Annotated in this window: 8 protein-coding genes; 2 read left to right on the forward strand and 6 right to left on the reverse strand. The window is 44.1% G+C overall.

The window, feature by feature from the left end; genetic code table 11:
• Both AACV78_RS08565 and AACV78_RS08570 read right to left on the reverse strand, forming a co-directional pair.
• Positions 1-134, reverse strand: a 134-nt coding sequence (locus tag AACV78_RS08565; protein ID WP_339383533.1) for a 4-Cys prefix domain-containing protein, incomplete at its 3' end; no start/stop codon positions are given.
• 221 nt (positions 135-355) lie between these two features.
• Positions 356-1,249 carry an EI24 domain-containing protein gene (locus AACV78_RS08570; protein ID WP_194012358.1) on the reverse strand — a complete coding sequence of 298 codons (894 nt, stop codon included), beginning with the start codon at positions 1,247-1,249 and terminating at the stop codon, positions 356-358.
• A gap of 66 nt (positions 1,250-1,315) precedes the next feature.
• On the opposite strand from AACV78_RS08570, the gene AACV78_RS08575 reads away from it, so the two are divergent.
• Positions 1,316-2,065, forward strand: a complete 750-nt coding sequence (locus tag AACV78_RS08575) for a 2-phosphosulfolactate phosphatase family protein (protein ID WP_194012359.1) — start codon at positions 1,316-1,318, stop codon at positions 2,063-2,065.
• A 403-nt stretch (positions 2,066-2,468) separates the two neighbouring features.
• On the opposite strand, the gene AACV78_RS08580 is transcribed toward AACV78_RS08575, so the two are convergent.
• The 4 genes from AACV78_RS08580 to AACV78_RS08595 all read right to left on the reverse strand — a co-directional run bounded on the left by AACV78_RS08580 (position 2,469) and on the right by AACV78_RS08595 (position 13,856).
• Complete coding sequence (locus AACV78_RS08580) at positions 2,469-3,842, reverse strand: lipid-A-disaccharide synthase-related protein (RefSeq protein WP_194012360.1); 1,374 nt, start codon at positions 3,840-3,842, stop codon at positions 2,469-2,471.
• A 428-nt stretch (positions 3,843-4,270) separates the two neighbouring features.
• Positions 4,271-9,466, reverse strand: coding sequence for a PAS domain S-box protein (locus AACV78_RS08585; RefSeq protein ID WP_194012361.1), 5,196 nt, complete (start codon positions 9,464-9,466; stop codon positions 4,271-4,273).
• A 436-nt stretch (positions 9,467-9,902) separates the two neighbouring features.
• Positions 9,903-11,195 carry a response regulator gene (locus AACV78_RS08590; RefSeq protein WP_194012362.1) on the reverse strand — a complete coding sequence of 431 codons (1,293 nt, stop codon included), beginning with the start codon at positions 11,193-11,195 and terminating at the stop codon, positions 9,903-9,905.
• Positions 11,196-11,537: 342 nt separating this feature from the next.
• Entirely contained in the window at positions 11,538-13,856 is a 2,319-nt protein-coding gene (locus tag AACV78_RS08595) for a tetratricopeptide repeat protein (RefSeq protein WP_194012363.1), read from the reverse strand.
• 759 nt (positions 13,857-14,615) lie between these two features.
• On the opposite strand from AACV78_RS08595, the gene AACV78_RS08600 reads away from it, so the two are divergent.
• A partial coding sequence (locus AACV78_RS08600; RefSeq protein ID WP_228042656.1) for a helix-turn-helix domain-containing protein occupies positions 14,616-15,109 on the forward strand: 494 nt, incomplete at its 3' end.

Consider the following 15,109-nt stretch of genomic DNA (forward strand, 5'->3'; position numbering starts at 1 on the left):
GGATTGGGCGATCGCACTGGTTTAAGGATACGATAGCGATCGGCAATTAATAAAGCCGTGCCGCAAGCTTGACAGTTTTGAGCCGCAGCAGGATTTTCGCGTTGTTCGCATTGAGGGTTGATGCAGTAAATCATCTGTCTTGATACGTCCAGGACTGACGGATTTAACGAATTGATTCAATTATGAGCATAAAACCCAGTAGTTTTGACCTTACTACTGAGTTTTTATTTGCCGCCCATTTGCAGAGAATACCACATTTAAGTCCAAGATTTAAGATTGATCGCACCGCGCTCTACCGATTGAGCTACTCCCCAGCGTTTGGTTGAGGAGAAAGTAGAAGCATCTCCGTAGTTTTTTAAGTTGTAATGTTAGTTTCTCGATCGCTATGAGTTTCTTCTGAGGCAAAGCGGGCCGGCCAAATGCGATCGCAAAAAAACAAAGTCCCCGCCGTCACGCACAGCGGAATCGCCAACAGATTCAACAGCGGAATGCTCACCAAACCCAAACACACTAAACCAAAACTGCCGCTAGCGGGCAAACTCGCCCAAATTATTTCTAACTTCTCCTGAAAAGGCCGCCTCCGCCGCTCCAAAGGTGCATCTAAAAAATCTAAACAGACAATAGTTGCGCCCAAAGCTACGCCGCCCAAAGTGCTGAGAATAGAGCCGAATCCTGGCACAAAATTCAGCAGTATTAGGGGTATGCCAACACTCAGCAAAATTTGTAGTTTTCGCAGTTCAAAGGCGATCGCCCTTTGAATATCCCGAAAAATACTCCCCGCATTCATTGGGGCTTCTGCGGGCAATTGACCGTTCCGCAGCAGTTCCAATTGTTCGGAAAGTTTGCCGTACCAGGGCGAACCCAAAATCACGCCAAACTGCACTAACAAAAACCCGATGATTAGCAAAAGTCCTGACACTAGGAGTACGCGCAGCAGCCAACCGAAAGCGACTGTCAACCCGCCCAAAAAGCTCAGCCAAGCTGGCAAATTGGCAATTAAATCATTAAATCGCACGGATAAATCGGCTACTAAAACGTCTATTCCTGCCAAACTGGGAAATAGCAAGCTTAAATAAAGTCCGGTACCAATTAGAAAATTTAGTAAGACGGGAACTAATACATACGTCCACAACTTGGGAGTTTGCCAAATTAGCGTGAAAGCTCGAAAAGGATAGGTGAAACCTGCCAGGAGTCGAATTGGTGCGGTAATGGCGCTGCGGGCGGGATTTGAATTGAGCTGTTTTGACATATTAGGGGTGAGAGTGTCATTTTCTATTATTATTGCGTATGAGGATTTATTGCAGGTTGCCCAAAAGTGAAGCTTTTTATTTACCATACCCCGGAACTTACGCCAGCGGACAAAATGCCGGCTTGCGCGATCGCAGTTGATGTACTGCGGGCGACTACGACAATGGCGACGGCCCTGAATAATGGGGCGGAAGCTGTCCAAGTTTTCAGCGACTTAGATAAGCTGATGGCCCAGAGCGAAAAATGGCCTGCAGACAAGCGAATTCGGGCTGGAGAGCGCGGTGGCGCGAAAGTTGACGGTTTTGATATGGGGAATTCGCCGCTGGACTGCGCGCCAGAAAAGGTGAGTGGAAAGCGAATTTTTATCAGCACAACTAACGGTACTCGGGCTTTGCAACGAGTACAAGATGCTGCAACTGTGTTGACGGCGGCTTTGATTAACCGGAAATCTGCGGTGCAGTTTTTGTTAAGTCAAAAGCCGGAAAGTATTTGGATTGTGGGTTCTGGTTGGGAAGGGAGTTATTCGTTGGAGGATACGGTTTGTGCTGGGGCGATCGCCCAAAGCCTGCTAGCAGAAAGCGGTATTCCGGCGATCGATTTTGCTGGTAACGATGAAGTATTTGGGGCGATCGCTCTTTATTTGCAGTGGCAAGATCGGCTGCACGAATTGTTGGAAAAAGCCAGTCACGGCCAGCGCCTGTTGCGTTTGGGCGTGATTGAAGATTTAAAATATTGCGCGCAATTGGATACTTTAGATGTGCTTCCCATACAGCGAGAACCTGGTGTTTTGGTGAAGTCGGATTTTAAAATTTCCTAGGCTAATTTCAGGTTTCCATCTTGGCAAAAAACTAGGAATTAATTTTTTTTCCTAGTGCAGTTTTAGTAGGTGTGCTCTTATAGAATCCTACTTGAAAAACGACGCTAAAATAGGTTTGTAGTGCGAACTAAATTCCGCACTACAAACCGAAGACTTGCATTCCCAAGGCTCGAACAAAGGAAGTTATACTAACTAAATTTGGGTTTATTATCCCATTTTTGTTATTGTTCGCGAACAATAACAAAAATGGGTCGGATACGTGGATTTAGTATTAGTAGTTAGCGAACAAGATTGTTTTTATAGAAAGTAGAATTAAAGATATTCCGTAGCAACATATAGCGGTTTTCAACCGTGGTAAAGTATGCCCTATGCCCAAGGCCCGGTTTGGCCTATGCCCAAGGCCCTAATGTATTGGAGGCAATTTAGAATTACCGAACTGCTGAATTAAACACTCGGCAATTCTGGCGGCGGCACCGGGTTCTCCCATGCGGCGCAAGCCATTTTCAGCGATTAACTGCAATCTGTCGGGATCGCGGAACAAAGACTGTACTGCGCCGGCAACTTCGGCGGGATGTTTGACTAAAATTAATGACGGCCCTAACAGGCGACTTTGGGCTTCTGCAAAGGCGGGAGTAAATTGCGGGCCGTTTCCGGGAATGGCGATCGCGGGTTTTCCTAAACCGACAAATTGTTCTGTAGCGGTTCCGGCCATTGCTATTGCTACATCGGCTTCGTACAAACAATCGTTAAAACTTTGCTGAGTTAAAATCATCGTGGCGTTTCTCTGCACAAAGGTCAAGGGCAATAGCAAATTAGGAAATTCTTGCCGAATTTCTTGAGGGCTAGAAACGGGAGGCCGCAAAATACTTCCTTCTCGCCGCTGCGTTTTTATTTCGCCGTCTTGTCGCCAGCCGAAAAATTCTAATATAGGTCGCAAAGCTTCTAAGTTTAACTCGGGAGAAATGGCTCCGAAAAATAACAGTTTGCGATCGGCAAACAAGGACAAAATTCCGGCTGCAGCCTCTACTATTAGCTGCCAATTAGCATAGGCTTCCGGCGCTCTAGAGCCGGGGAGTAAGGTGATGACGAGCGATCGCTCCCTTTCCCGAAACTCTGCATCAGGGCCGTAAAAACTGGCTGGGTTTTCCGGTTCGAGTCCGTCCATCATGGGATTGCCGAGATTGTAGGCGGGAATTCCCAGCTTTTCTAAAGTCTCGGCGGTTAGCGCATCCCGGACAAAAACGGCGCGACAGCGGTTTCTCGTCATCAACCAGCGCTCCCAAAGGAAATAAACCGATCGCGGCGACGAAATCCAAGCAAAAAAGCCGGATTTGCGAGCCAGAGGCCCGTTTTCGTCCCGCAAATAATAGTCGGACTTGGCGGTACCGACAAAAGCATAGGGTGCGCCAGCGAGCCAAGCAAACAGTAGCGGTACGATATCGCCGCAGGCTAAGATCACCGCGTCTTGATTGCCAGACTGTGTTTGCGATCGCACCCAAGCGCGGATCGCTTTAAACTGAGCTACGGTCAACTGCAGCAAGCCGCCTTTGACATCCCGCAAAAATTCCCTTCCATCCATGTAGATAAATCCGCCCGAAGGCATCCGCTGCACCGGGCCGATGATGCGGGCGTTTTCTAGTTGAGCGAAAGCTTGCCCTTCGCCCACTAGCGGAAACACGGCTAATTCTGGGGGGTGCGGGTGCTGTTGCAGTTCCCGCAAGATGCGAAGGGCGATCGCGTCTTCTCCGTGGCCGTTACTGAGGCAAAGTAATTTCAATCCCAACTCTCTCAAAAACTCTACTGTCAACAAATAGCCTAAAACCCCTGCGACTTCAGTCTAGCGATGAAAGGCTACTTTACAGGTTAGTTTACCAGAAAACTCTTATTTTAAATAGCATAAAACACCGTAAAATCGACCCAGATCCGGCGCAACTCAAAATTTATGTTGAGGACTTTCTTCCTCACTACAAACACATTTTATGTCAGATAATTGAGCCGATACTATCAGATACCAAACCATGCTTAAATATCTTGATTTTTGATTTGACATCAAATCCTCTATTCATCGAAATAGTAAATTAACAGTTAACAGTTAACAGTTAACAGTTAACATCATGTATGAGTGCAACCAGAATTGATTTGATTTGGCGCGGACATCCTTTGCTTGGTAACGATTTAAATCCCCAAACCCGAAAAACCGACGAGCTACTGCCCCTCGATATACTGCTTTAAAATCCTCCGAATTTGTTTGAGCTGAAATCCCTTAGCAAGTTGTCGTAAGTTCGTGACAAACGGCACTAATCTTGGTTCCAGAATTTCCAGATTAGCCGTTTCCTGAAAAAAATCTTCAATGTCGCCCATAGCTGCGAGTTTCAAAAGTTTTGCTACCGACTCAGAAGCAGCAGCTAACAGAGCAGAATAAACAGGAAAATCAGATACTGGTGACAAACTGGAAGTTTTGCGCTTTTTGTTTCCCGAAGATGCTTCGTAAATCCATTCTAGTCCCAAATGAACGCGCAACTGTTCCAAAAAGTGATTTGCTTCGATCGGCTTGGGAAGAAAATCATCGCACCGGGACAGGATGATCTCTTGCTGCACAGACTCGAAAACGCTAGCTGACATAGCGATTAATATCACATCTTTTAATTCCGGCAACTGCCGCAGTCTGCTTGCAGTTTCTAAGCCATCCATTACAGGCATCCGCAAGTCCATTAAAATCAGATCCGGGTGAAATTTAACTGCTTTGTAGAGGCATTCTTGAGCGTTCCCGGCCTCTGCAATTTCAAACCCCAAACGCCCCAGCAGGCTGCACAACAAATCGCGATTTAGTTGATTTTCTTCCAGAATTAGCACTTTCCGCTTGTTACCGACAAAACCAACCAGCCAGTTTTTGTCACGCAAAGGAGACACTTCTAAGTACCGTTTGGCTGCGGGCAATTCTACATCCAGCCAGAAAGTGCTGCCTTTTCCCAAAATGCTGTTGACGCGAATTTCGCTGCCCATCAGTTTCGCTAATTTCTGGCTGATTGAGAGTCCTAAACCCGTACCTTCAACAAAGGTATTTCCTCCTACTTGGTGGAATGGCAAAAATATTTCTTCTAATTTATCTTGCTCTATTCCAGTCCCAGTATCCTCTATTTGAAAGCGAATTTTTAAAGCGTGTTGGGCTGCGATCGCATTATGGGCGAAACGCAGATAATTTTCTTTCAGTTCCGAACTCAAAATCGAGAAATCGTAATCTTCTTCTCTGCCTCTATTCCAAGCTTCTGTGCCGACATAGCCGACTTTTAAAGTTACTCCGCCGCTGTTAGTAAATTTTACGGCATTGCTGAGTAAATTGATCAAAATTTGACGCAATCTTTTTCTGTCGATACTGACGCAGCTAGGCAGGGGAGATACTTGTTCGTAATTGAATAAAATTGCTTTTTGAGATGCCCGCATCTGAAACAGATCGGCAATATTTTTTGTAAAATTTAGAAAATTTAACTCTTCTGGGTAGAGTTTCATTTTTCTAGCTTCTATTTTGGAAAGGTCTAAAACATCGTCGATTAACATCAGCAAGTGTTCGCCGCACTGTTGAATGTTGGTGAGACTTTCTTGGTGATCTGAGCTTAAGTCTTTGTCGGTTTTGAGGATTTGAGCGTAGCCTAAAACTCCGTTTAAAGGCGTGCGGAGTTCGTGGCTCATGTTAGCGAGAAATTCGCTTTTGGCGCGGTTGGCGGTTTCTGCGGCTAATGCTGCTTGTTGGAGGGCGGCTTCTGCTTGTTTGCGATCGGCAATTTCGGTTTGTGCTTGTTGAAATAGTGTCGATTGCTGGATCGCGATCGCCAATTGCACGCACAGTTGCCGCAGCGCTTCTATTTCTGAGGAATCCCAGGAACGGGGGCCGCTGCAATCCTGGGCGATCAGCAGTCCCCAAAGCTTATTTTCAGCGGTGGGTTGGCTATGGGAAATGCTTTCTCGTGCTTGTAAAATCGGTACTATTAAGTTAGCTTTTACTTCAAATCCTTCGAGAAATTTCATGTGGCATTCTGTCAGATTTTCTCGGTAAATATCTTCCATCGATCTAATATATCCTTGCTGATAAACCTCAACAAATCTCTCTTTAAAACAGCCGTCAATATTGTTCAAATTTTGCAGTGAAATTCTATTGTTTGCCACGGACTCCACAACGACACAACCGCTCCAGTCGGGATTAAAACGGTAAATAACTGTGCGGTCTGTTTGCAAGAATTGTCGCACTTGTTCGACAGCAGCGGTGAGAATTTCTTCTAAATTGAGGGAGGAGCGAATGCGATCGAGCATGGCAACTACCAGCCTTTCTCGCCTTAATTGTTGCAGCAGCGCCATCTCGGCTTTTTTGCGTTCAGTGATGTCGGTAATTACTCCCACTAACCCGATTAAATTGCCAGTTTCATCTTTAATGCAGTCGGCGCGAAATAAAGTTGTCAGCGGTTCGTTGCTTTTAGTTTTGATTTTGACTTCGCCTTGCCAAGATTTGCCTTTACGGATCGTTTTAAACATCTCTAGCAACACTTGATTTTGGGAGTATATTGCTGTTGCTCCGCCTGCTGCGTTCAATTCTTCTGCTGTGTAGCCGTACCGCCGAACAAAGGCTTGATTGTGATAGATCGATCGCCCTCTCAAGTCAGCAATGCAGATCGCGTCGCTGGTGCTTTCTACGGCTTGAGTCACCCGCAGCAGGTTTAATTCGGCTTGTTTGCGATCGGTAATATCTGTAATAGTGCCGATATAGCCTTTAATGTCCTGCTGTTCTCCGATTTCTGCGATCGCCTGACCGATCGCCCAAACTACACGACCGTCTGGATGCTGAAAGCGGTATTCTGATTTAAAAGGAATTTTGTCAATAATTGCTCGATACCATTCATTTTTCACCCGTTCCGCATCATCGGGATGAATGGCATTCATCCAGCCAGTTTCTGCTGCCAATTCTGCGTTTAATCCCGTGATTTTGCTCCACCGCTGATTCACGTAAAGGCAATTGCCAAACGCATCGCTGTGAAATATGCAAACTGGCGATGCTTCTGCCAAAGTTTGATAGCGGCGCTGGCTCGCTCGCAGTGCAGATTCTACCTGTTTTCTATTAGTAATATCGCGGACAATTGAAATTATTTCGCCGCCTGCAAGCATTGTCAGCGACAATTCTTGAGGAAACTTAGTACCGTCGTGGCGCTGACCTGTCGCTTCTATATTGCAGTACCCTTTTTCGATGAAATTCGGCATTACTTCACATTCAAGATATTGAATTTCTGCGGGGCTGTAGAGTAGTTGCCATGTCTTCCCGTGCAGTTCGCTAGGGCTAGTCAAGCCGTACATTTTCAGATAAGCGTCGTTTGAATAAATACATTCTTTACGCTCGTTAAAAATAGCAATACCGTCATAAGCAGCGCCCATAGCTACTGCTTGCCGCTGAAGTTCCGACTCAGCTTGTTTGCGAGAAGTAATGTCGTGACCGACTGAGTAGATTAAACCTTCTTCGCTAAATGGCGATGCCGTCCACAGCAGGTATTTGTAAGCACCGTCTTTGCAGATATAGCGGTTTTCAAAGCAGATACTGGGCGTACCGGCGATTAGTTTTGCTCCTTCGGCTGCGGTGGCTTTTCGATCGTCGGGATGAACAAATTCTAGCATCGGCTTGGCAAAAAGTTCAGCGCTGCTGTAGCCCAGTGCCGTTGACCAAGCAGGGTTTAAACGTTTAAAATAGCCGTCGAAACCGATAATGCAAAGCAAGTCTAAGGAAATCGTAAAAAAGCGATCGCGCTCTGTTTGTGCCTGCTTTAACTCAGTAATATCGATCGCTAAACCGTCCCAGAGAATATCGCCTTCGCTCCTAGATTTGCTCTCATTGTTGAGCCTTTCCGGTCTCGCGACTCCTTGCAGCCACTTGATTTTTCCCGATGGCATAATCTGCCGCCACTGCTGCTGCCAAGGTTCCAGCTTAGCGGCTGAAACTGCTATAGATGTTTCTAAATCCAAGCGATCCTGTGGGTGAAAACCGGTGAAAATTATTTCTGCATTTTGCTCTATTACTTCTGCCTCTAATTCGCACAGTTCGCGACTACCTGAAGAGACGTAGGGGAAAGACATTTCTCCAGTTACTGACCTTCGGAATTGATAAATTACTCCCGGCAGGTTCGCCACCAGTTTTTGAAATCGAAATTCGCTTTGTTCCAATGCTATTTGCTGCCGTCGGTATTCGGTAAAATCTCTAATTGTACCAACTATTACTTTACTGCCGTCCGCTCTTTTAAAAATAGTTTTTTTTGTAGAAATTATGCGTTCTTGGCCTGCAGTGTCTGTGAGATTTTCTTCATTTTCCACACAAATTTCCCTAGTCAATACTTCTTCATCTTTGAGCCAAAAAACATCCGCTTCTGCTTTTGGGAAAAAGTCATAATCTGATTTGCCGATCAGTTCTTGTCGCGATTTGCCGAGCAACTGACAAAAAGCATCATTTAATATAATCCAGCGGTGCTGCTCGTCTTTGACAAAAATTGGGTCTGGCGTAGCATTTATGGTATGGTTTAAAAATTCTTCTGATGCTTTAAGTTTGGCTTCATAGCGGTAGCGATCGCTCACGTCCAACACTACTTTAATCATCCGGTCGATCGAGCCATCTCGGCCGCGGATGCAGCGCAGCGAAATTCGCGTGTGAACTAGGTTGCCGTCTTTTCTGAACCATCTTTTATCACAGATGTAACCGTCGCTCCTACCTGCTAAAATCTGAGATAATTGTTCTATGTTAGTGTTCAAATCATCTGGATGAGCCAACTCGATCCAGTTTTTTTGCAAAAGTTCTTCGCGCTCGTAGCCCAGCAAATTGCACAGCGCATCGTTAACTTCTATCCAATTGCAATTTTCACCCATTGCGGGGTCAAGAATTGGAGCGATAATAGCAATTCCGATCAAAGAGTTTTCTACCACCGAGCGATATTTTTCTTCGCTTTTTCGCAAAGCATCTTGACTGTTCTGCCGTTCTATGGCGTAACGGAGCGATCGAATTAACAGTTCGCCATCGATTTTTCTTTTGACTAAATAATCCTGTACGCCCGCCGAAATTAACCGCAGGGCAAGCTCTTCGTCGTTTTGGGCAGTCAAAACTACGATCGGCACATTTACCCCGTACTCTTGCACCCGAGCCACCGTCTCGATTCCCAGACTGTCAGGCAGTGAAAGGTCTAATAAAATTATGTCAAAAGTTTCTTGACTCAATCGCTGCAGCGCTTCGCTGAGACGCTCTACTTTCGTCAGCAATATATGCTGCCGGCCGCTAATTCCTGACAGCAAATCTTCAATAAGCTCAGCTTCCTGAGAGTTGTCTTCTACCAACAAAACTTTAAAGGAGGTAGGAGGCACAGCTAAGTTAAAAACTGCTTTCATAATATTTATTTATCAAAAGTTTGTCAAGCTAACTTGGATTTGATCTTTTATTGCCAGGGCAGTTATTGAATTCCACCTACAGATACATTAGCAGTCAGTCGATTTTCGATTGGAGCATTGAAGATTTTAGATTTACTTGCAGCAGATGAATCCGCGAACTTGAACTTGAATCTCAATGTTGGGGCGTTCCACAACTTAAGTCTGGCGCTTGTATCTGTTTTTGGGCGGTGTGAGATTGTACTGTAAGCGATCGCTACAAAAAACGTCTTGAAGAGTTATAATCATATCACAAAATTACTCCACTGTCAACGCAAAGCATTTTTAATCTCAACCTAAAATTTAACTTATAAATTCTAGTTTCTGCCTTAAAATAGCGGAGTTAATTCAGTTTTACCGACTTTATAACTTCCATATAAATACCTGCATGATGTCTCGATTAAGCAATAGTAAAATGAAAACTTGAACCTTGACTAGGTTCAGACTCCACCCAAATACATCCGCCGTGACGCTGCACAATCTTTTGACAAATTGCTAAACCAATACCTGTACCAGAATATTCTCTTTGAGTGTGCAAGCGCTGGAAAATTTGAAAGATGCGTTCTTGATGCTTCACAGCAATGCCAATTCCATTGTCCGAGACCGAAAATAACCAGTTTTCATCTTGTTGACTAGCAGTAATATGAACCGCAGGCGGTGCATCGTGGCGATATTTAATCGCATTGCCGACTAAATTTTGAAAAAGCTGTACTAGCTGAGAAAAATCCCCCATTACCGTTGGTAATTCGCTGTAACTAACAACTGCTTGAGTGTCGCGAATCGCCCCTTGCAGGTTGGCGATTGCTTGCTGGAGTGCGCGATCGCAATCTGTCGGTTCAAAAGGTTTCTGACTCCGGCCAACGCGCGAATATTCCAGCAAATCGTCAATTAAAGTTTGCATTCTCGTGCAGCCCTGAACAATATTGCCGATAAACTTACTAGCTTGGTCATCGAGTTGGTCTTTGTAGCGCTTTTCTAAAAGTTGAGCGTAGCTAGCAATGGTTCCTAAAGGCGCTTGCAAATCGTGAGAAGCTACATAAGCAAATTGTTCTAATTCCGCATTTGAACGCGCCAATTCTTGATTGGATTTCAAGAGAGCAGATTCGGCGTGCTGGCGGTTTGCAATCTCTTTTTGAAGCAACAAATTTTGCTCTTGTAGAGCTTTTTCAACTGCGAGGCGGTGGCTGATTTCTTCTTGTAAAATTTGATTTTTTTCGTAAAGATTTTTTTCGACTTCCAAGCGGCTGCTGATTTCTTCTTGAAGCAGCACATTTTGTTGTATTAGCTGTTTTTGTAAATTCCGCAAGGTGAGATGACTTTCGATGCGTGCGAGCACTTCTTCAAACTGAAACGGCTTGCTGATGTAGTCAACTGCTCCCACAGCAAAAGCGTTTACTTTGTCGAATACTTCATCTTTAGCACTGATAAAAATTACGGGAATTTCCCGAGTTTTTTCTTCGGATTTCAGGTGCTGACAGACTTCGTAGCCGTTCATTTCCGGCATCATGATGTCGAGCAAAATCAAATCGGGAGGATTGGAATTGCAGGCTCTGAGAGCCATTTGCCCGTTAATCACGCAGCGGGGCGCGTACCCCCGATGAGTCAACATCGTAGACAACAGGCGCAGGTTTTCTGGCGTATCGTCTACTACTAAAATGTTTCCTAATTGTGTCTCTGGTGGGTTATTTTTCATTGATTATTTTCCTAAATAGAAAGTTATTAGTCATTGGTTATTGGTTAGTGGTTATTGGTTATTGGTTATTGGTCATATGGTGTCCGATTGATTGAAAACAATAAGATTGGTTCGTAGTGCGGACTTTAGTCCGCAGCCCTATAGCGGACTAAAGTCCGCACTACGAACCGTAATTAAGAACTTTTTTACCGTATTGGGGTGGATACATTTATTTTTTTACTCAGACAAAACAAACGATTTCCTAGTAGTAATATTGGACAAATAAAACGATTAATTCGCTTATAAACCAGTTTTTTAGCCATTTGCTTTGTGCAATTACTGTGAGTCTTCGTTTACCAATATTCAAATCCCCAGCAGCAGAGTCAGAGCATTATTATCCCAAGTCAATCCTTTGTCTAAAACGCTAAATCCCGCGACTTTGCACATAGCTTCTAAAGCAGTAGCTGTAGGTAGCCACCAGCACGGCGCAAAATCGTTCATGTCAAAAACTGCTTTTTCAGTTATCCCTATAAGTTGGTTTTTGTTGAGGTATGTCCGCCAATAAGCTGTCAAAATAGCTCGTTCTGCGTCGTCCAAAGCGGGAACAAACATTACTCCAGAAGCTGGAAGTTCATAGCGTCCCCACTCATTTTCTATCACTTCTTGGGTAATAGCTGAAGTGAAAATTAAATGCTCGCGAGTTATCTGACGCAAAGCAACTAAAATTTGCAACGGATGGGGGTGATGGTACAAAACTCCTGCACAGTGAACTACATCGTAAGGCTCGCCAATATCTGCAAGCTGAATCTGAGTGATATCTTGATTGATGCAGTGATAATTAGCAATATTTAAACTTGTCATGCGATCGTGAAAATCTGGCCACCAGTGGAGGGATGCCGGCATGGCATCAATCATTGTCATAGAAACTGCACCGTATTTGCTAGCTACAGATACTTTTTCGCTGACAGTTCCCCACAAGCCGCCGACTTCTGCAAAAGTCTTGCCTTTGGCGATTCGGGCAATGTAACGATCGCGAATATCCTTAGCTTCTAACTCTAATAATAGAGTAGATTCCCCTGTTTGACGCTGTTTTTCTAAAATTTCCTCTAATTTTTGGGATATTTCTGGATCTTTTGGTCTAATTTCTAATGCCATCAAGTACAACATTATGGCTTCGTTACGCCGATCGCTCTCAGCAAAGTTTTGGGCGATTTCGCAGTAAAATTCAGGAGGGTGCAGCGGCTGCATTTGGTGGTGATAGTAGCTAGTTGCTACATCTGAATCTACCGGAGTGCTTTTTATGAGAGCCTTACCTAATTTCATGTAAATTTCCGGTAGAGACGGCTCGATTTTAAGCGCACAAAGATAGGCAGAAACAGCATCATTCCATTCGTGACTTTCACTCAAAGCATCGCCTAAATTGTAATAAGACCAAGAAATACGGGGATTCAGTTCAATAGCACGTTGATAAGCAGTAGCTGCGGCTTTCCACTGCTGAGTTTTTAACAGCGCTTCTCCTAAATTGTGGTAAGTCCACGAGAATTCTGGATTGAGTGCGATCGCCCGCCGATAAGCGAGTGTTGCTGGGGAAAATTGTTGAAGTCTAACTAAGGTCAAAGCTAAGTTATAATGAGACCAAAATAAATTTGAATTAAGGGCGATCGCGCTTTCGTAGGCTGTGGCAGCTTCCGACCATTTTTCTAGTTGAAAAAGCGCCTCTCCCAACTTGTGAAAAAATCCAGAATAATTCGGGTCTAATTCAACAGCCTGCTGGTAGGCTGCGGCGGATTCCGACCATTTTTCTAATTTGCCGCAAGCTTCGCCGATGCTGTAGTAAGACCAAGAAAAATCAGGGTTAATTTCAACAGCCGTGCGGTAGACAATTAATGCTTCTTGCCATTGCTCTAGCTCTAGCAAAACTGCGCCTAAATTAAAGTAACACCAAAATGAATTCGGATTCAATTCAATACTTTCGCGATAGGCTTTTTCTGCTTCGTTCCAGAGCTTTTTTTCTTGAAAAGCTCTTCCGATTTTGTAATGAAATTCCGAAATATCTGGTTGAATTTTAATAGCTTGACGGTAGCTTAAAATAGCTTCATCCCACTGTTTTAGTTCGCTTGCTGCTTCGGCTAATTGGCAGTAAGCTTCGCAAAAACTAGGGTTTAAATAAATGGTACGACGATAACAAATTATGGCTTTTTGAATTTTATTTTGCGCTAATAAAATATTACCTAGATCTAGATATTCTGAGGCCACTTCTATCGGTTCCACCATGAGTGCTTGATAGGAGCAGTCTGCGGCTTTTTCTGGTTGACCCAGTTGGGTAAATATGCGGCTCAAATTGCGGTAAAATCCTGCACAGTCGGGTTGCAGGGAGATAGCTTTTTGGTAAAAGGCGATCGCCTCTTGCCACTGTTGCAAAATAGCGCTGAGCGTGCCGAGGTTAGCAAAAGCTTCGGCAAAATCGGGTTTGTGGGCGATCGCAACTTTATACCAATACCTTGCGTCTTCTAGATTGCCCTGAGCTTGCAGCGCCTTCCCTAGGGTTTTGCAAGTCTCGGCAGAATCGGGGTGCGATGCGAGAATTTGGTGGCAAAGTGCGATCGCCTCCTCCAACTTCCCAAAAGCTAAATATATTTCTGCCTGTTGTTGCAAATCAAGCGCTGCTGTTTCTGAATTCACTTACCGCGTTCCTTTTGAGTAATAATGACCTGTATGATTGTAGAGCAAAACCTGCCTAATTTCCAGATTGTGCACAGACATCTGCTTTACTGTAAATACCGGAGTGCCTGCTGGGCATTTGTGCGATCGAACTTTAAGTAAATTTGCACAAAAGTAGAAGAAAAACCAATTTAGATTAAACTAAAATAGCAACCAGTTAAGTAAATCCACTTAATCAAACGCCAAATACGGAGCGCGATGATATTGTGATGTATTTTTTCTTCCTGCTTGCCTCTTCCTGATGACCAATAACTAATCACCAATGACTAATCACCAATGACTAATAAAGTTCGCGAGCGGGGACGTTCGCGCTAATGACCAATGACCAATGACCAATGACCAATGACCAATGACCAATGACCAATGACCAATGACCAATGACCAATGACCAATGACCAATGATTAATCAATACTCCGGACAGTTTTTGAGATCGAGGCTGAAACCCTCATTCTACCGTTAGCATTTGACCTCACGGAGAAGGCTGAAACCCGCATTCTGCTGTTAGTGATTGAAAACTGTCCGGACTATTGATTAATGACCAATGACTTCTTCCTTATCAGAGAATTGGGTTGAAAACCCCGTCCTTATAGGACGGCTTTGTAAGTAAAAGTATAAATTTAAATCATCTCTATTAAGATTAATAAAATATAAAAAACTAAAAACCCACAAGTATTTTGCTATATACTAATAACAACTCACAAAATGAGGAGTCACACTTGTTGACAAACTATGTATACAAGTTGCGCCCAAATCCAACACAAGAATTAAAAATGTCCAATTGGGTAAATATGTTGCGAAGCCATTACAATTGGTGTCTCAACGACAGAATTACTCAGTACAGTCAGCAGTTTATTCAAGGTAACTATTGCGATATTAGAATGCAAAGTGAAGCTTGTCCCTTGACCAGTTGTGTTAGTAAAAATGGTGCAACTGGCGAACCCTGGAAAATGAGTAAAACCGATAAAGATGGGAAAGTTAAAAACCCTCGGCGCAATCCAGGCGACATTCAAATCACCGCATTGCCCGAGTTAAAAGCAGCTAGACCCTGGTTCGGCGGAATAGACTCAACTGTTCTACAGCAAAACCTCAAACGGCTAGACATTGCCTATAAAAATTTCTTCGACGGGCGTGGCTTTCCTAAGTTTAAGAACCGTAGCAACTTCACTTCCTTTACTTTCGTGATGGGAGTGAAAACCCAAGGTAGTAAGATTTA

It is taken from the genome of Tychonema sp. LEGE 07196 (genome assembly GCF_963890365.1).
Lineage (GTDB): Bacteria > Cyanobacteriota > Cyanobacteriia > Cyanobacteriales > Microcoleaceae > Microcoleus.